A 17,519-nucleotide genomic window follows, 5' to 3' on the forward strand; every position below is an offset into this window, starting at 1 on the left:
TCTAAATCAGATAATTTTGGTTTAATTGGTTTGAAATAAAAATTTTCTTTGATGGTTAATTTTCTTAATTCCTTTAAAATAAAATCGTAAATTGCATCTAGGTTATTCATAATGTATTAGATTGGTAGTCAATACAATATACGAAATTTTCGTATTATGAGTAACCTTTTTTATAATGCACTACGGGTTATAACCATGATTTTTAAGCACTTATTATTTTTTTTCCATACATTTATACAGGAAATTAAAAATTATCAAGAAGAAAATTGTTCTTATTAAGCTTAATGAAACAATCCTGTATATAAGGGATGAGGTTTTGACAGAGGAAGGTTTTGATATTACTTCATCTTTAACTACAGTCTTGACTTCCACATCTCACAATTTACCCAAAAGGCCAAAGAATGCAAAGCTGATGACTTTATAGAATAATCATTTGATATCAATAATATGACAGAAATGGTTAAAAAAACTCTTTTCGGTCTCTAAAGTATTGACCGTGAATCATATATTACTTTACCACGATCAATATTTATACTATGAAAGCTCTTTCAAAATATCTAAGAGCCAAAATCCTGAATTTGAGACATATCGTAGTTTATGACAGCCCCAAAATAAAAAAGAGCAGATAAATAATTATCTGCTCTCTATACCATATGATGATGGCTATTTGAAGTTACGCTATTTTAACGTTCACTGCATTAACCCCTTTGTTACCATTTTGTGTATCGAATGTTACGACATCATTTTCACGGATATTATCCACTAATCCTGAAGTGTGTACGAAAACGTCTTGTCCACCTGTAGATGGAGTAATAAAACCAAATCCTTTTGTTTCGTTAAAGAATTTTACTGTTCCTTGTTGCATTGTATTATGTATTAAAAATTATTGTATTCTATTTTATAGGATCAATTAACCCTTTGCTTTGATCTACATCAAAACGATAATAATTTTTGAAAGAAAAATATGGATGAATAAAATTTAAGAGTGAAAATCGAACTTCTTAAAAGGTAGAACACCTAAAATATTAGTGACAAAATTGAGCGGCTGTTTTTGATCTCTGAGAATTAATTTAATTCTGATTATCCAGTTGCCTTATTATTCTACAAATGTATGCTAAATAAATAACATATACTATTATATTTTAAATGAGTCAATTATCCTACTGAAGCAGAATATAGATTTTCAAAATTATATTAGCGGTTAGAGTCATTTGATTATTATTCATACCAAGATAACTACCTAGAACTGAATATATAACTTTGAGAGAATATGAACTACTTTTTGTAAAGGATAACAGAACTTTTATACAGTTTTATAAATTTACTTAAATTAAGATTACCTCAGAGTTTCATCAATTCGTAACAGCAGGTCATCGATGTCAAAGGGTTTGGGAATGAAGTCATTTGGAAGACACTCATAAGATATATCCTTCAGCTCAGCGTGTGCACTCATAATGATCACCGGTACATTCATGCTATCTTCGTTACCCTTGATTTTCCTGCACAGATCAGTACATGAACCATCAGGCAACATCACATCAAAAAGAAACAGGTCGGGCAAGATGCTTTTATCTCTATTGCTAAATTCTGCAACTGCCCCGAAAGATTGTACTAAAAAACCTTCATCTGTTAATAATATTTCTAATGTTTCGCGAATTCCAGGGTCGTCTTCTACTAAAAATATTTTTCTCATACTTCGATTGTGCAAAAAGGAAACCAATACATCATTTTTCAATCGTTTTCAGTTCATTATCTTACCAGAAATACATATAAATTTTGTATATCAATGGCATATCGCATTTAAAGAATAAGTCTTACTCCTCCAAGTTCATCAACTCTGTAACTGAATTTTTCCCCGGGACTGCTGATAAACATGAAGTTTTTTGGAATGCCCCATTTGTGACTGAGTTCCTCGACAAGTTCCGGTGTGAACTCACCCAGCAAAGTCACATATTCCATATCGACCTCGGGATAAGCTCTGTCCAGAGTGTCAAAATCTGCGAGAAACTTCGGATCCGGTTGCTGGGCTTCGTGAAGTACTGTAACAATTTTTATTTTATTGGTCACCTCGTTCTCGTGAAGATACATCATCACCTTATTTAATGTTGCAATATCATCACCTTTTGAGAAGAAGACAAAATCCTGCTCATAGAGTTTTTTCAGGCTACGGTACAATGACCTCTGTCTTGTGAGCGTGTATTTCTTATAGTTCTTTGACAGCGACTGCATCAAATTAACGATGAAGTGAATGATATCCTTTCTCATCAGCATGGCCAAAATAATAAGTACGGACGGAATAAAATACTGCAGAAAGGTGACAAGATATTGGGGTTTCGTCATTATAGTCCCATATAAAGCAATGATTATGGCTGCAAAGGCGAGCAGCACTATTCCTGGTTTGGCATATTCCGGACGTGGCAATCTTGATCTTCTGAGTTTAAGAAGGATATTCCCTAATGCAAATGATGCCATAACAGTCAGGAAAGACAGGGCATAAACAGCAGCCAGTGGTGCCAATTGTCCTCTGGTCACCAATAGCACTGAAAGACATAACAGAAAGAAAAGGATCAGGATCCTGTAGGTACTGCCCCGTTTATTTTCCTTAAGAAAGTAATTCGGCAATATCCTGTCTAGGGTCATTCGTTTGATGAGACCATTGACGCCTACAAATGAGGTTAAGACCGCACCACTTAAAACAGAGACCGCATTGATCGAAATGATTGTAGCGAGCCATTTTCCACCGGTCAAAGTACCGATATAACTTAAAAATGAATTCTGGTGGGACTCTACTGCCGATATAGGGATGATGCATATCACAAGAAATGCAATCAGCGGATTTAATACAGATACCGCTATCCACATATTTCTCAAGGTCTTGGCAAAGACACCTCGCTCCTGCTCCTCCACAAAATTTGAAGAGCTCTCAAAGCCTGAGATGCCAAGCATAGCTGCTGAAAATCCGAAAAATATAGCGGTCAGGATGCTGCCATTTCTGGCAGGAAGATGGAAATTGTCGATCAATATAGAGAATCCATGCTGCCAGACAAAGAAAAAACAAGTTCCGATCAATAAGCCCATTGTTGCAAGATGGAATATAAAAATGACCAGGGCAACCACTGCACTTTCAGAAATCCCCAAAATAGTAAGCCCTAAAAATATGAGCAATAGCACGAATGTCGCTATGTTCACATTGAAATATGGTAAAATATGATGTAAGTAGTGCATCGCCTCGCTTGAGGAGATCACAGCCGTTGCCATGTAAGATAAGATGGTAAGACAGGCTGCGACTGATGCATTGCTTTTTGTGGTAGTATTTAACAGAACGTTATATGCACCACCATTGAGGGGAAGTGCTCCGACCACCTCACCATAGATCTTTCTGAATAAAAATAGTACGACTGCCACCATCAGGAGAGCGACCCATGCATACTGACCTGCCGCTACAATTGCCAAGGCCGAAACATACAGACAAGATGAAGTGATATCATTGCCACAGATCGCAGTGGCATACCATTCACTAAGCTTTTTTGTTGACATTTCTTTATTTTAATAAATTAAAGGTCCATAATATTAAACAAATTAATTTTAAAAGTTCATTCTATTCTGATAATTAACTTTAAAATTACAATTGATCACATATGATGTGTTCTTTTTAATTCTTAACAAATTTCCGAGGTAAATACTTATGTATATTAAAAAATAACTTCGCAATGTTCCCCTCTTTTTCTCTTTAGTATTCGTAAATTTGCAGTCATCTATTTTAATAAACTATGATCAAAAGTTACCTCACAAAGCCGATCGACAAGATCACACAGCCCGTTCAACGATTTATCCAGCAGGAAAAGTCGGGAGGATTACTTTTAGGGATCAGTGTGATCATTGCTTTGATCTTGGCCAATTCACCATTATCCGATGGCTACCATCATTTTCTGGAGCAGACCTTTGGATTTCAATGGAATGGCGAAAGTTTTTTCGATTTTACTGTCCATCACTGGATCAACGACGGATTGATGTCTGTTTTCTTTTTCGTAGTGGGGCTTGAGCTTAAACGTGAGATCATCGGTGGTGAGCTTTCCAATCCGCGAAAAGCCATGCTTCCCATAGTTGCGGCAGTTGGGGGAATGGTAATGCCTGCATTCATATTCCTACTGCTCAATCCGACCGGGGAAATGCACAAAGGTTGGGGAATACCTATGGCCACGGATATTGCTTTTGCTTTGGGCGTGCTTTTTCTATTAGGAAAAAAGATCCCACTCTCCTTGAAGGTATTTTTAACCGCCTTGGCAATTGTGGATGATCTGGGAGCAGTACTGGTAATCGCATTTTTTTATACATCGAACATCGAAATGACCTACTTGCTGATAGGACTTGGCATTCTTGCAGTGATGTATCTGGGCAATAAGCTTGGCGTCAGATCGATCTTTTTTTTCGCATTCCTTGGCATCTGCGGTGTATGGACATGCTTTGTAATTTCAGGCGTTCACGCCACGATCGCTGCTGTTTTGGCAGCTGTTACCATTCCGGCAGATGTGAAGATCAAAGAAAATCTTTTTATTGCCAAGATCAGCACCTATCTGGATAGGTTTAAAAATTTAGACCCTACTGAAAATACACCTACATTGACCAACGACCAGCTGCATGTTCTGGAAAAGATCAATGAGGCGACAAATGCTGCCACTCCTCCCCTTCAGATATTGGAACACGCGATGCATCCCGTTGTAACTTTCGTTATCATACCGATCTTTGCAATAGCCAATGCCGGGGTATCGTTAAATATTGACCTTAACAGTTTATTTGACACCAATATAGCATTGGGTGTAGCATTGGGATTGTTGGTCGGAAAGGTCGTAGGTGTTGTAGGCTTCACTGCTGTTTTTATTAAACTAAAAATTGCCCAATTACCTGAGGGAATGAATATCCGCAATCTGCTCGGACTTGGTTTTCTGGCATCCATTGGATTTACGATGTCCCTGTTTGTGACCTCCCTGGCCTTCTCTCACGAAGAATACCAGACCCAGGCAAAGATCGGCATATTTGCAGCCTCCTTGATCGGAGGAATTATAGGCTATATCATTCTTAACAAGGATTCTAAAAAGACGCAAAACGATGAATAATATCTTTAATTTTATTAATCTTCACAATGGTGAGGAGAAAAAGGATAAGGTATTGGAAAATGTCACGTCCAATATTTCATTCAGAGGTTCAAATCTCTGGATCCTGGCCTGTGCGATCATCATCGCATCAATCGGTCTTAACGTCAATTCCACCGCAGTCATTATCGGGGCTATGCTAATCTCTCCGTTAATGGGCCCGATCGTAGGTGCTGGATTTGCTCTTGGGACCTATAATTTTCCTCTGCTCAAAAAATCGTTCAAGAATCTTATCATCGCAACGGTGGTGAGCTTATTGGTTTCTGGATTTTATTTCTACATCAGTCCTTTTAAGGACGTGCAATCAGAACTTTTGGCAAGGACTGCACCCAACATCTACGATGTTCTGATCGCTTTTTTTGGCGGACTGGTAGGTGTCATAGCCATAACAAGGGTAGAGAAAGGGAATCCTATTCCCGGTGTTGCCATTGCAACGGCCTTGATGCCTCCCCTGTGTACGGCCGGATTTGGTCTTGCTACTTTTAATTTTTCTTATTTCATCGGCGCATTCTATCTTTACAGCATCAATTGCTTTTTTATATGCATTGCTACTTTTCTTGTCGTGAAATATCTGCATTATCCTTCCTCTATTGTTGACAACAAATATGAAAAAAGGATTAGGTACAGCATATCGCTGTTAATACTGGTAATGATCATTCCAAGTTTATATCTGGCCTACAACCTGTACAATGAAAAGAAATTCACGAAGACCGCAGAACTTTTCCTCCAAAAAGAATTTGAAAAGAATGGATACACATTGATCTATAAAAAGATAAATTACAACGCCAATCCCAAGACCATCGACGTTGCATTCCTTAATAAAAAATTCACCGCTGAAGAGATCAAGTCTTACAACAAGATGCTGTCTGATAACGGGCTTGCAAATACAAAGATCAACATTAGGCAAAACAATTCCGATCTGAAATCAGAGATACTGAGTGAGATCAACAAAAACAATACAAACCTATCAGAGAAGGATATAGCCTTATCCAGCCTTCGGTCAGAACTGGATAATTATAAAGTTTCAGACTCCACACTGGGGAAAGAGATACAAATCCTATATCCGGATATTTCCGGTGTTTCCTACGGAAAGATAGCCCAATATCCCGAAACGGACAGTGCCAGGCTCCAATTTGTGATGATCTACTCTGGAAAGAAAGTGAATGAATTACAGCTCAAAAACTGGCTTGAAAAAAGGCTGAATGAGAAAAATGTCAAACTTTTAAACAATTCTGAAAACTAGATTGAAATATACTTCAAAAATGGCATTCCTAAATTGGAATGGCATTTTTCCAACTGATAGATTTTAAGATAACATATCTGGAGTCTGAGCGAAAAAGTAAGGCCGCAGGATGTCTTCAAAATTATACAATCCTTTCAGTTTGCTTTTAAGGTTCTCAGCGACAAACAATGCACCACTTCCAAATGCTTCTCGTGATATGGATTCGTGGACAAGTCGAACGGTCTGGTAAGGAAACCCAAAGATGACCTCGCGTTTTCCAACGATACCGCCAGCCCTGACAGAATTGATGTTTTCCGTTTCAATATCCAGAGTTTCCGCAATTTTCATTGCTGTTCCCGACACGCCGGATTTGGCTTTGAAGTGTTCCTCGACCACTTCTATATCAACACCAGGCGCTATATTTTTTAACAGCGATGCCGCAAACAGCAGGTAGTTGACGCCTAATGTGATGTTTGGCTACCAAAACACCACAGTGTCAGTTGCAAGTTCTTTCAGAACTTTGATCTCATTTTCTCCGTAATGCGAAATGGCTGAGATGATCTTTATCTTTTTACGGGCTGCGAACTTGCCATAAAGATGAATGCTTTCTTCGTTGGAAAAATCAATAACAAAGTCTACAGGATGATCCTCAAGTAATGTTTCAATGTCCGTGCTGTTTTGAGAATAGATCAATGCATCATCCGATGCTGAGATCCCAAGAATATCTTTTGCAGAAAGCTTATTCAGCGTATCAGTTTTCTTCAGAACTCATTCCAGTGAAAAATCCTTGTGCTGAAGAATAACATTCGCTACTGCTTTACCTGCCTTCCCAAATCCTAATAATCCTATTTTCATAATTACAATTTTTATATTTTTTAATTGATGATTTCGAATAATTGACCGTAGTAAGATACAAAAAAAATGAAAGATCGTTTTCTACCATACTTTTAGGATACAGATCTTATTGATTTCACTGAGATAGAGATGACTATCCCATAAGCTTTTGGTATATTTGCAATAACCCTAAAAATTGCGTATTCTTATCAAGATCCTAGCGCAAATAAAAGCGATCCAAATAAGTGAATATCAACAATAAAAAAAGATATATAAGTTTTCTCAGGTTCAAGAGAGACTTCCAAAAATACGGACTTGAAAAGGCCCGCAGCTATGAATTGATCCTCCACTGGCTCAACAACAGGCTGAGCCGCAGCCAGTTTTTACTTCTCTCCGGAATTCTAGTGGGCTGTACAGCAGGTCTGGCTGGTGTTCTGCTGAAAACAATAGTACACAATATCCATTTCTTTATCACGAACAAGGTTCATTTTGAATATCAGATCCTGTTCTATATCATTTTTCCGTTTTTGGGAATCGTATTGACAACCAGCATCGTGTTGACGATATTCAAAGGACAGGACAGAAAAGGGATAGGCGCTATATTGTATGAGATTGCTCAGAATTCGAGTATCGTCTCTTCCGTGAAGACCTATTCCCAAATTGTCCAAAGTGCAATAACCGTAGGTCTCGGAGGATCTGCCGGTTTAGAAAGCCCTATCGCTGTGACCGGTGCGGCCATTGGTTCCAATTACGCGCAGACCTACCGCCTGAATTACAAGGAACGAACACTACTTTTGGCAGCCGGAGCCACAGCTGGTGTTGCCTCGGCATTCAACGCTCCTATTGCCGGAGTCATGTTTGCCTTTGAAATCCTATTGACAGGCGTAGTTTTTACAGATTTTATCCCACTGGTAGTTGCTGCAGTATGTGGTAGCCTCCTATCAAGAATTCTACTTCAGGAAGATATCCTTTTTAGGTTCCATACCAGAGAAGCATTTGATTACAGGAATCTTCCCTACTATCTTATACTGGGTATTATCACAGGGCTGTATGCAAGATATTTTTTAATGGTTTCCCAAAAGGTAGAGCATTTTATCAAAGGTCTGAAAATGTCCAGATTGCGGAAGGCAATGCTGGGCGGTGCGATCCTATCGTTACTCTGCATGCTTTTTCCGCCACTGTTCGGAGAAGGTTACGATACCGTGAAAGCTTTTACCAATGGTAATACAAACTCGATCATCGAAAACAGTCTCTTTAGATATTTTGACATCAAAGAATGGACGATCATTGTATTTTTAATTTGTGTATGTCTGTTAAAGGCTTTTGCAACATCTTTCACCATTTTCAGCGGCGGAAATGGAGGTAATTTTGCACCATCACTTTTTGCAGGAGGAACCGTCGGATTTTTATTTGCCGTAATCTGCCAGCAGATCGGCTTTAAGGACGTTCCTGTATCAAACTTAGTTCTGGTAGGAATGGCCGGTGCGATGAGCGGTGTTCTTTACGCCCCGCTAACGGCCATATTTCTCATTGCTGAGTCCAGTTTTGGATACGACTTGTTTATACCTTTGATGATCGTTTCGGTGATCTCCTATCTCATTGCAAAATGGTTTTCACCCATATCTCCCGAGTTAAAATCTTTGGCCGACCAGGGTAAGATTTTCACGAATCAGCATGACGAGAATCTTCTTTTCTCACTCCATACAGAAGATTTCATTGACAGATATTCTCAAACCATTAATGAAAATGCTTCAATAGAAGAATTGTCTGATTTAGTAAAGAACGGGAACAAGAATTTTTTCGCAGTTATTGATGATCATAAAAAGTTAAGAGGTATTCTAACGTTAGACGATATCAGACCTTATTTTTTCAATGATGAAAATGATTTGACCCTTACGATAACAAAAATAATGAGAGCCCCGGCTGCATTCATCCATCCCGACGATAAGCCGAGAGAGATACTCCAGATCTTTGACAACACTGGTACGTGGAGCTTGCCTGTCGTCGATCAGCAGAATATCTTCCTTGGGTTTATTTCGAAATCATCGATTTTAATGAGTTACAGGCAGTTGCTGAAAGGATACTCCAATTAAACATTACTATCAAAAGAATCTAAAATTATGTACCTATTAATAGACAATTGGAGTAGGAATGAATTTTGTTATGATTGAGAAAAAAAAATGGAAGGAAAGCAATTATTTAATTACGAAGACAGCGAAAATAAAGATAATTACACCAATACCATCCAATGCGACTTGCAATACGTATATAGGTAAACTTATTGAGAAAGCAGGTATTGTTACAGAACAGAAAGTTACATTCCACACTGCCCGTCACACATTCGCCACAATGTTTTTGACCGAGGGCGTACCTCTTGAAAGCCTTAGCAAAATGATGGGTCATAAGAATATTTCCAAGAATTTCTATTCAAAACAAACCTTAATTGCGGAGTTTGTGTATCAAAAGTAAAATCAGATTTGGATAATGCGGAGGGCATTTGCCATTGGGATGTGGACATAACAAATAAAGACAAGATACTGACCGTAAAATCGACAGGAATTACAGAGGAACAAGTTATCGAAACGATACAAAAATGCTGGGTTTAAGATAGAGCCTCTGACTATAAAATAGCTTTCTATTTGGGCTACCTATCTAATTGTTTTCATTTGAAATATTTTAAGGTAGTAATGAACGAAAATCGCTAAAAAAACTTATAGAGTGCAATATGTATTTCAGCTTGAAGATTTAAGAAAGTGCAAAATATAGCAATTAAAAGAAATAATTTCATAAGTTTGTAGTGTTGAAAAATTTGAGTAAAAATATCAGCTTTGTCATCTTATTGTGTTTGGGCTTTTTGCTAATGCCAAGCATAAGCTATGCTTGTACCAAAAAAACAGCTAAGACAGAACAAAAAAGTTGCTCAAAAGAAAAATCTGAAAAATCTCACCATAAAAGCAGTTGCAAGGACAAGTCCTGTAAAAAATGTAAGGATGGTCACAACTGCGACGGCAATTGTAAACACGGCTCTTGTGGATGTAGTACTTCTTCATCTTCTGTTAGCTTACTAATACCAATACATTTAAAAGTAACAACCCCTTTTGCCAAAACTAAAAAGCAAAAGTTCGGGTTCAAACAAGCCTACTATTCTTCGGGCTACTCTTCCATTTGGCAACCGCCTAAAATAAGCTAAAACGGTGGCTTGTTAGCCACAGGTATGTCTTGTCGAAAGCTATTTAGTTTTCGCACAACCTTTGTTTATCTTACTAAATTAAAAATTTTCAAAATGAAATCATTATCAAAAATAGTGATGGTAATCGCCGTATTACTATCATCAGTAAACAGTTTCGCACAAATCAAGAATGCGAAAACAGAAACCGTAAAAATTTACGGCAATTGTGGTATGTGTAAAGCCACTATCGAAAAAGCAGGAAACGTGAATAAGGTAGCCAGTGTAGAATGGAATAAAGATACTAAAATGGCTACACTCACTTATGACAGCGATAAGACCGATCAGGATGAAATATTGAAACGTATCGCTTTGGCTGGTTACGACAGCGAAAAATTCTTAGCTCCTGATGATGTTTATGCTAAACTTCCGGGATGTTGCCAGTACAGCAGAGAACTAAAGCCAGTAGCAAAAACCAAAGATGCTGCTATGGATATGAAAAATGAACACGCCAATCATAACCAAAGCGGTATGGCTCAAAAAAATATCACTGAAACGCAAAATGTACCACAATTAAAAGCCGTTTTCGATAACTACTTTTCGGTAAAAGATGCCTTGGTAAAAACCGATGCAGGTACTTCTTCGGCAAAAGCGGTAGAATTGGTCAAAGCCATCAAAGCGGTAGAGATGACAAAACTATCTAATGAAGAACATACCGTTTGGATGAAAGTAATGAAAGAACTGACTGCAAATGCCGAAAAGATTGCTGCTTCCAAAGATGTTGCCAAACAAAGGGAAATTTTCGCTCTGCTTTCTAAAAATATGTACGAATTAGTTAAGGTATCTAAACAAGAGACACCTGTTTATTATCAGCATTGTCCAATGTATAACAATGGTAAAGGTGCAAATTGGTTAAGTAAGGAAGAGGCTGTTAAAAACCCGTATTACGGCTCTCAAATGCTTAACTGTGGTAGTGTGCAGGAAACTATTAAATAGCAAATAAAAAATAATTGTTATGGAAAGTATGAAAACCAACACGGAATGCAACATAAACAAAAGAGTGAAGAAAATAACCCCAATCACTCTTTAGCAATGTACAAACGCTTTGCTGTAATGGCTGTTGCAATGTTTATAGCTATGTATTTTATTATGTATGCTATGATTGACGGATTGAATAATCTTATCCCGAACATCAACAATTTATATATGACGCTGCTGATGGTTTCAGCAATGCTGATTATTGAATTATTGATAATGAAAGGAATGTATCAAAACAAAAAAATCAATTGGGCAGTCATTGCGGTTTCTCTTGCGATTGGTATCTTTTCGTAGTTTGGAATTAGGGAGCAAATAAATGTGGGCGATAAGCAATTTGTAAAAGGGATGATACCGCATCACGCATCAGCAGTATTAATGTCCAAAAAAGCTAAGCTTACCGACCCCTAATTAATTGAGCTACAAAAGAACGTACTGGAAACACAAGCAAAGGAAATCGAATTTATGAAGCGAAAGCTGAAAGAATTTGAAAACAAGTAAACAACAAAAATTTCTTTAATAACATTAAATAGCATTAAAATGAAAAATATATTTTTCTCCATCATCGCACTGGCAACGGTTGCAGCAATTACAGTTTCTTGCAATCAGTCTTCTAACAAAAATAGCGACCAGCAAGCCAATGACAGTACAACAATATCCGGAACTCAAAACTTGCCATCATCAACACAAAATGATACGGATAGTACAATGGCATCAATAGATACCACAGCAAAAAAAACTGAACAACAAGAAGTAAAAGAGGTAGCGCAAAACTTCTCTATTGCACCTATTGTTAAGGATTATCTGGTTTTAAAAAATGCACTCGTTGCAGATAATGACAGAGAAGCGGCTAATGCAGGAAAACAACTTTTTGCTAATTTAAACAAGGTGGATATGAAAACCATACCTGCCAACAAGCATAAGGAGTTTATGGATATTTTCGAAAATGCTAAGGAAAATGCGGAACACATTGGCGACAATGCTGGCAAAATAGACCATCAAAGAGAGCATTTAGCATCGTTAAGTAAAGACGTTTCCGACCTTATTGCACTGTTCGGAACAACCCAAAAATTATATCAGGACTATTGCCCGATGTACAATGATGGCAAAGGTGCTGTTTGGATTAGCGAAGCTAAAGCAATAAAAAATCCATATTACGGCAGTCAGATGCTTACCTGCGGTTCTGTAAAAAAAGAATTTTAAAATGAAGAAAGTACTAAAGATAATATTAGCAATAGTGCTGTTTATTTTTATTGCAATTCAATTTTATCAGCCTGCCCTTAATGTAGATAAAGGACAGGTTTACACAACCGATTTTACTCAATTCTATAAAATGCCTGTTCAAGTAAAAGCGATGTTTCAAACCTCTTGCTACGATTGCCATAGCAACAATACCAACTATGTTTGGTACGACTACATACAGCCCGCAAGAGCATTGGTAGAGAGCCACATCAAAAACGCAAAAGAAGATTTGAATTTCAATGAATGGGGTACATACTCAAACAGGAAACAAGAAAGATTATTAAACTCAATCAAAGAACAAATAGAAACGAAGCAAATGCCCCTGTCCTCATATACACTGATGCACAAAGATGCAAAACTGAATGACGAGCAAATCAAAACTTTAACCGACTGGCTAAAAGGACAGGAATGAGTTTCATTAATAAAATATCAAAATGAATATACCCATAAATAGTAAAATGAGGTTGCTGCAAGCGGTATTTATACTGCTATGTTCGCAATCTGTTTTTGCCCAAAAAGTAGTGCGATACGAGTTGTATGTAAAAGATACACTTGTAAACTATGCAGGCAAAGAAAAAAGAGCCATTGCCGTAAACGGTCAGATACCGATGCCAACGCTCACTTTCACAGAAGGCGATACAGCCGAAATAGTAGTCCATAACCAATTAAAAGAAAGTACCTCGCTCCATTGGCACGGTGTGTTCTTGCCTAACAAAGAAGACGGTGTGCCGTGGCTGACACAAAAACCTATTGAAGCAGGAGCAACATACACCTATCGTTTCCCGATTATCCAACACGGAACGCATTGGTATCATTCCCATTCAGGTTTGCAGGAGCAGATTGGAATGTATGGCAGTTTTGTGATGAAAAAACGTGATGACGATAAAACCTTTAGAAAAGGAATTGATGATTTGCCGACCGTACCCATCATTTTAAGCGAATGGACAAACCTAAATCCCGATAACATTAACCGTATGTTGCACAACGCCAATGATTGGGCAGCGATAAAAAAGAATGCTACACAGTCCTATGCGGAAGCCATCAGAGAGGGACATTTCAAAACCAAATTGACCAACGAATGGAAACGGATGTTGGCAATGGACGTAAGCGATGTGTATTATGACAAAATTTTAATCAACGGAAATAACGCTACAGATTTAAAAAAAGTTGATGGCAAAACGCTAAAAGCAGGAGATAAAGTAAGATTACGAGTGTCAAATGGTGGTGCATCCTCTTATTTTTGGTTGCGCTATGCAGGAGGTAAAATTACCGTAGTAGCCAACGACGGAAACGATGTAGAACCTGTAGAAGTTGATAGATTAATCATTGCAGTATCAGAAACCTACGATATTGTGGTTACGATTCCTGAAGATGGGATTGCCTATGAATTTTTAGCAACTACTGAAGACAGAACACAATCGGCAAGCTATTTTGTAGGTAGTGGTATTAAACAACTTATTTCTCCGCTTCCTCGCCTTAAATATTTTGAGGGGATGAAAATGATGAATGATATGATGAAGATGAACGGCGATTTAGATGATATGGGTATGAAAATGAGCCTTAATCAAATGGATATGAATGTGGTAATGTATCCCGAAATTACTGGAGAGGCTAAACCTAAAGAAGACCATAGCGGGCACAATATGAATATGGATAATGACCCCAACCGTTACAATGCAAATGCTTTGGGAGAAATCAAAACGCTGAATTATGCAATGTTGCAATCTCCTTCCAATACGGAACTTCCTAAAGATGCGCCAGTAAAAGAATTGAAATTTACCCTTACCGGAAATATGAACCGCTATGTGTGGAGTATGGATAATAAAATACTTTCCGAAGTTGATAAAATACCTGTAAAAAAAGGAGAAATTCTACGAATTACTATTCACAATAATTCAATGATGCGCCACCCAATGCACTTGCACGGTTTTGATTTTAGAGTGATTAATGGAAAAGGAGAAAAATCACCACTAAAAAATGTATTGGATATAATGCCAATGGAAACTGATACCATTGAGTTTTTAGCGAACGAAGAAGGAGATTGGTTTTTTCACTGTCATATCCTTTATCACATGATGTCGGGTATGAACAGGGTTTTTGCTGTTGACGACTATAAAAATCCATACTTACCCAACAAAAAACAAGCCTACAATAAATTGCAGAGAGAAAGCAATATGCCACACTTTATGGCACAGAATGATTTTGCAACCAATGGTAACGATGGAAAAGCGATGCTTCAAAATGCACGGTGGAGTTTAGGTACAGAATGGCGTTTAGGCTACAATGATATGCACGGTTATGAAGTAGAAACACATTTAGGAAGATACATCGGAAAAATGCAATGGTTTATGCCATTTATAGGTTTTGACTGGCGTTACCGTAAAATGGGTATAGATGAACACGAAACAAATTTATTCGGACAGAAAAATGAAAAAGACACACGCACAGCCATCAGTTTAGGTTTTATGTATACTTTGCCAATGTTGGTAAACTTTCAGGCAGAAGTCTATCACGATGGTATTGTACGCCTGTCATTAATGCGTGAAGACATTCCGATTTCAAAAAGATTAAGAGGTGGTTTTATGGTCAATACAGATTTTGAGTATATGGCAGAGCTTAGGTATATTATCAATAAAAACATTGGCATTCGTACTCACTACGATAGCGATATGGGTTTTGGAGCCGGGCTTGCGTTGACATATTAAAGGGTATTAGCTGGATGATGCCTAAATCTGACAGATTTAGGCATCTCTATTAGTAAACCAAATTTTAAGACTTCAAAATGAATAAATTTTATACACAAACACTTTTTAAGCTGGAAACAGAAATCGACGAATTAGAAATTGAAGCTGATTGCCCAATCCAAAGGATAGAAACCGTTATAAATATAATTATTGAATGTTTATCAGAATTAAAGAAAAACATTCTGAAAAGTGGGTTTAAAAACACAGAAGAAGAAATCAATTTTTTTCAAACATCAAAAACCTGTCATTGTTTCAAAACTAATTTATTACAATGCTATCTGCAAAATAGAAAGTAAAAAATCAAATGAAACAAAGTCTGCAAAGAAATACTTCAATACCGAATTGAAGAAACTCAAAAGATTTTTTGACAATAATCTTGAATTTTATAAATATTACCGTACTAACAATACCTTTATTGATAACCAACTATTTGTTCGGGGAAAGTATGATATTAAGCTAAATTTAGATACCATCTATTTTGAAACAGACCATTCCTTTTCTACCATTGCCGATTACAAAGTAGCTAAGATATTGGCAAACGATTTAATACAAGTTTATCTTGAAGACCAGCTAAATAACAAACATTATAAGAAAGCAAATAGTAAATCTCCTTTGAGCTGAACGGGAAGTAAAATAGCATTAACCGAGTTGATTTATGCACTCTACGCACAAGGTGTATTCAACAACGGAAATACCGATATAAAACTAATTGCCAAAACATTTGAAAGCACATTTAATATTGATTTGGGCGATTTCTACCATACGTTTATGGAACTTAAATCCCGAAAAATAAACCGAACTAAATTCCTTGATAGCCTATGTGATGCGCTAATTAAGAAAATGGATGAAGAGGACGAAATATAATGGACTTTCTTATAACACCCCTCGTGGCAAATGAAGACCTTTTGTCCGTACAATATTCTCCGAATTGTTTGGCGTTTCTTTCTGCTTTTCTACCTGCTCCGCAGGTTCTCCTTTAGTTTCCGGCGTAATGGATAACTGTATCTTACGCTCAACAGATGCCAGTTCCGTTTTCAATTCGCTCAATCTGCCTTCTTTAGACCACGTACCTTTTACCACTTCTTGAAGAATGGGTAGGTCTTTTTCTATCTCCGCAATTTTCTTTTGCTCCTGCTCGATATAGCTCGGCAATTTCTCCAGTGCATTAAGAAAGTTCATAGCCGCCAGCTTCTCATCTTTAGCAATTAAACCGTTGCTGTAGGTATATTTGATATTGCCCTGTCCCTGCACTAAAAAGCGGTTTACCCGTATATCCACGCCCTCCTTTTCGGACATTTCGGTTTTGACCAACAGCGTAAATCCGTACAAGCTTCCTATTTCTTCGTACTGACCTCCGGTGCGGGCTTTGTCCGCAAGCTGGTTGAGCTTTGCACCGATTTGTTTCATATCCGCATTGGGCGGTAAACCGTCCAACTGTACAGGATTTGCAATTGTACCATCCGAACGTTTTTGAATACGCCCTTGTAGATTATTCCAATCAAGGCTCATACGGTCAAAGCGGGATTGGGCTTTATCAAGTTCAGCCGTATAGTCTTCCAATTTGTACTTCGCACTATACTTTGAACGGTTGAACGCCTGTTTTTCGCTTTCTAACCCCGCAATCTGTTTTTCTAATTTAGCTTTATCCAACAGGTCGGTATTTCCTGATAGGATAGCTACATATTCCGAAAAATTCATTCCCGATTTTTCGTCCATACTGCCCTCATCACTACCAAAGATTAGATAATAAATTTATTACAAGCATTGCTATAAAGAAAGACACTTATGAAATCTTTGTATTCCCATTATAATAATTAATATTTATGAATATCCGTAATTACACATAATTTCGTATATTTACTTATAATTTAATTAGTTAGATGAATATATTTAGTTTTACAACGCATTTTGGGAGAGAGGAAGATTGCAGAATTCATTTTAAGGAGCAGAGAGATAAAATCGGAGTGGTTTGCAAGTGCGGTCACAAGGAGCATTTCTGGATTAAAAGCATCTGGAGCTACGAATGCAAAAAGTGTCGTAAAAGAATTTCCTTGAAAAGTGGAACGATTATGCAAAATTCTAATCTTTCATTCTTAATTTGGTACAAAACCATGTTTCTAATGAGC

At 37.4% G+C, this 17,519-nt stretch carries 16 protein-coding genes and 3 pseudogenes; 13 read left to right on the plus strand and 6 right to left on the minus strand.

The window, feature by feature from the left end; genetic code table 11:
* From B0B05_RS17335 to B0B05_RS14670, 4 genes and pseudogenes are all read right to left on the minus strand, one after another.
* A pseudogene (locus B0B05_RS17335) lies at positions 1-110 on the minus strand (IS982 family transposase); the annotation flags it as partial.
* A 563-nt stretch (positions 111-673) separates the two neighbouring features.
* Positions 674-865 carry a cold-shock protein gene (locus B0B05_RS14660; RefSeq protein WP_050378332.1) on the minus strand — a complete coding sequence of 64 codons (192 nt, stop codon included), beginning with the start codon at positions 863-865 and terminating at the stop codon, positions 674-676.
* Positions 866-1,336: 471 nt separating this feature from the next.
* Positions 1,337-1,693, minus strand: a complete 357-nt coding sequence (locus B0B05_RS14665) for a response regulator transcription factor (RefSeq protein WP_076784354.1) — start codon at positions 1,691-1,693, stop codon at positions 1,337-1,339.
* A 107-nt stretch (positions 1,694-1,800) separates the two neighbouring features.
* Positions 1,801-3,537 carry an APC family permease gene (locus B0B05_RS14670; protein WP_076784355.1) on the minus strand — a complete coding sequence of 579 codons (1,737 nt, stop codon included), beginning with the start codon at positions 3,535-3,537 and terminating at the stop codon, positions 1,801-1,803.
* Between the two features lie 233 nt (positions 3,538-3,770).
* Here B0B05_RS14670 and nhaA point away from each other — a divergent pair, with 233 nt between their 5' ends.
* Complete coding sequence (nhaA, locus tag B0B05_RS14675; protein WP_076784356.1) at positions 3,771-5,114, plus strand: Na+/H+ antiporter NhaA; 1,344 nt, start codon at positions 3,771-3,773, stop codon at positions 5,112-5,114.
* A complete protein-coding gene (locus tag B0B05_RS14680) occupies positions 5,107-6,393 on the plus strand; it encodes a DUF389 domain-containing protein (RefSeq protein WP_076784357.1) in 1,287 nt (428 codons plus the stop codon). The genes nhaA and B0B05_RS14680 overlap by 8 nt, the downstream gene beginning before the upstream one ends.
* A 63-nt stretch (positions 6,394-6,456) precedes the next feature.
* On the opposite strand, the pseudogene B0B05_RS17280 reads toward B0B05_RS14680, so the two are convergent.
* Positions 6,457-7,227 (minus strand): annotated as a pseudogene (locus B0B05_RS17280) (4-hydroxy-tetrahydrodipicolinate reductase).
* Between the two features lie 224 nt (positions 7,228-7,451).
* Here B0B05_RS17280 and B0B05_RS14690 point away from each other — a divergent pair.
* The 10 genes and pseudogenes from B0B05_RS14690 (at position 7,452) to B0B05_RS14735 (ending at position 16,257) form a co-directional block, all read left to right on the plus strand.
* The gene (locus B0B05_RS14690) at positions 7,452-9,299 is read left to right on the plus strand and encodes a chloride channel protein (protein ID WP_076784358.1); all 1,848 of its coding nucleotides are present in this window, start codon (positions 7,452-7,454) and stop codon (positions 9,297-9,299) included.
* 58 nt (positions 9,300-9,357) lie between these two features.
* Positions 9,358-9,675 carry a tyrosine-type recombinase/integrase gene (locus B0B05_RS14695; protein WP_449528488.1) on the plus strand — a complete coding sequence of 106 codons (318 nt, stop codon included), beginning with the start codon at positions 9,358-9,360 and terminating at the stop codon, positions 9,673-9,675.
* An 8-nt stretch (positions 9,676-9,683) separates the two neighbouring features.
* Positions 9,684-9,812 (plus strand): hypothetical protein, encoded by a 129-nt coding sequence (locus B0B05_RS17340; RefSeq protein ID WP_449528489.1) that lies wholly within the window; start codon positions 9,684-9,686, stop codon positions 9,810-9,812.
* A 270-nt stretch (positions 9,813-10,082) separates the two neighbouring features.
* On the plus strand, positions 10,083-10,274 hold the full coding sequence (locus B0B05_RS14705) for a hypothetical protein (protein ID WP_076784359.1): 192 nt from the start codon (positions 10,083-10,085) through the stop codon (positions 10,272-10,274).
* 215 nt (positions 10,275-10,489) lie between these two features.
* Positions 10,490-11,368, plus strand: coding sequence for a DUF3347 domain-containing protein (locus B0B05_RS14710; protein ID WP_076784360.1), 879 nt, complete (start codon positions 10,490-10,492; stop codon positions 11,366-11,368).
* Between the two features lie 45 nt (positions 11,369-11,413).
* Positions 11,414-11,704: a hypothetical protein gene (locus B0B05_RS16975; RefSeq protein WP_245799357.1), complete on the plus strand. Its 291-nt coding sequence runs from the start codon at positions 11,414-11,416 to the stop codon at positions 11,702-11,704.
* Between the two features lie 243 nt (positions 11,705-11,947).
* Complete coding sequence (locus B0B05_RS14720) at positions 11,948-12,610, plus strand: DUF3347 domain-containing protein (protein WP_076784361.1); 663 nt, start codon at positions 11,948-11,950, stop codon at positions 12,608-12,610.
* Between the two features lies 1 nt (position 12,611).
* A complete protein-coding gene (locus tag B0B05_RS14725; RefSeq protein WP_076784362.1) occupies positions 12,612-13,061 on the plus strand; it encodes a heme-binding domain-containing protein in 450 nt (149 codons plus the stop codon).
* Positions 13,062-13,083: 22 nt separating this feature from the next.
* Positions 13,084-15,354: a multicopper oxidase family protein gene (locus B0B05_RS14730; RefSeq protein WP_076784363.1), complete on the plus strand. Its 2,271-nt coding sequence runs from the start codon at positions 13,084-13,086 to the stop codon at positions 15,352-15,354.
* 228 nt (positions 15,355-15,582) lie between these two features.
* Positions 15,583-16,257, plus strand: a pseudogene (locus B0B05_RS14735) (RteC domain-containing protein).
* A gap of 9 nt (positions 16,258-16,266) precedes the next feature.
* Here the strand turns inward: B0B05_RS14735 and B0B05_RS14740 are convergent.
* Positions 16,267-17,091: a hypothetical protein gene (locus tag B0B05_RS14740; protein WP_449528490.1), complete on the minus strand. Its 825-nt coding sequence runs from the start codon at positions 17,089-17,091 to the stop codon at positions 16,267-16,269.
* Between the two features lie 182 nt (positions 17,092-17,273).
* Here B0B05_RS14740 and B0B05_RS14745 point away from each other — a divergent pair.
* Positions 17,274-17,519, plus strand: a 246-nt coding sequence (locus B0B05_RS14745) for a transposase (protein WP_143746046.1), incomplete at its 3' end; no start/stop codon positions are given.

Source organism: Epilithonimonas bovis DSM 19482 (assembly GCF_900108115.1).
GTDB classification, from domain to species: Bacteria; Bacteroidota; Bacteroidia; order Flavobacteriales; family Weeksellaceae; genus Epilithonimonas; species Epilithonimonas bovis.

Excerpts from the sequence above, each read along its gene's own strand:
- B0B05_RS14660 (WP_050378332.1), bottom strand. The coding sequence starts at position 865 with ATGCAACAAGGAACAGTAAAATTCTTTAACGAAACAAAAGGATTTGGT.
- B0B05_RS14665 (WP_076784354.1), bottom strand. The coding sequence starts at position 1,693 with ATGAGAAAAATATTTTTAGTAGAAGACGACCCTGGAATTCGCGAAACA.
- B0B05_RS14670 (WP_076784355.1), bottom strand. The coding sequence starts at position 3,537 with ATGTCAACAAAAAAGCTTAGTGAATGGTATGCCACTGCGATCTGTGGC.
- nhaA (WP_076784356.1), top strand. The coding sequence starts at position 3,771 with ATGATCAAAAGTTACCTCACAAAGCCGATCGACAAGATCACACAGCCC.
- B0B05_RS14680 (WP_076784357.1), top strand. The coding sequence starts at position 5,107 with ATGAATAATATCTTTAATTTTATTAATCTTCACAATGGTGAGGAGAAA.
- B0B05_RS14695 (WP_449528488.1), top strand. The coding sequence starts at position 9,358 with ATGAATTTTGTTATGATTGAGAAAAAAAAATGGAAGGAAAGCAATTAT.
- B0B05_RS14705 (WP_076784359.1), top strand. The coding sequence starts at position 10,083 with ATGCTTGTACCAAAAAAACAGCTAAGACAGAACAAAAAAGTTGCTCAA.
- B0B05_RS14710 (WP_076784360.1), top strand. The coding sequence starts at position 10,490 with ATGAAATCATTATCAAAAATAGTGATGGTAATCGCCGTATTACTATCA.
- B0B05_RS16975 (WP_245799357.1), top strand. The coding sequence starts at position 11,414 with ATGCAACATAAACAAAAGAGTGAAGAAAATAACCCCAATCACTCTTTA.
- B0B05_RS14720 (WP_076784361.1), top strand. The coding sequence starts at position 11,948 with ATGAAAAATATATTTTTCTCCATCATCGCACTGGCAACGGTTGCAGCA.
- B0B05_RS14725 (WP_076784362.1), top strand. The coding sequence starts at position 12,612 with ATGAAGAAAGTACTAAAGATAATATTAGCAATAGTGCTGTTTATTTTT.
- B0B05_RS14730 (WP_076784363.1), top strand. The coding sequence starts at position 13,084 with ATGAATATACCCATAAATAGTAAAATGAGGTTGCTGCAAGCGGTATTT.
- B0B05_RS14740 (WP_449528490.1), bottom strand. The coding sequence starts at position 17,091 with ATGAATTTTTCGGAATATGTAGCTATCCTATCAGGAAATACCGACCTG.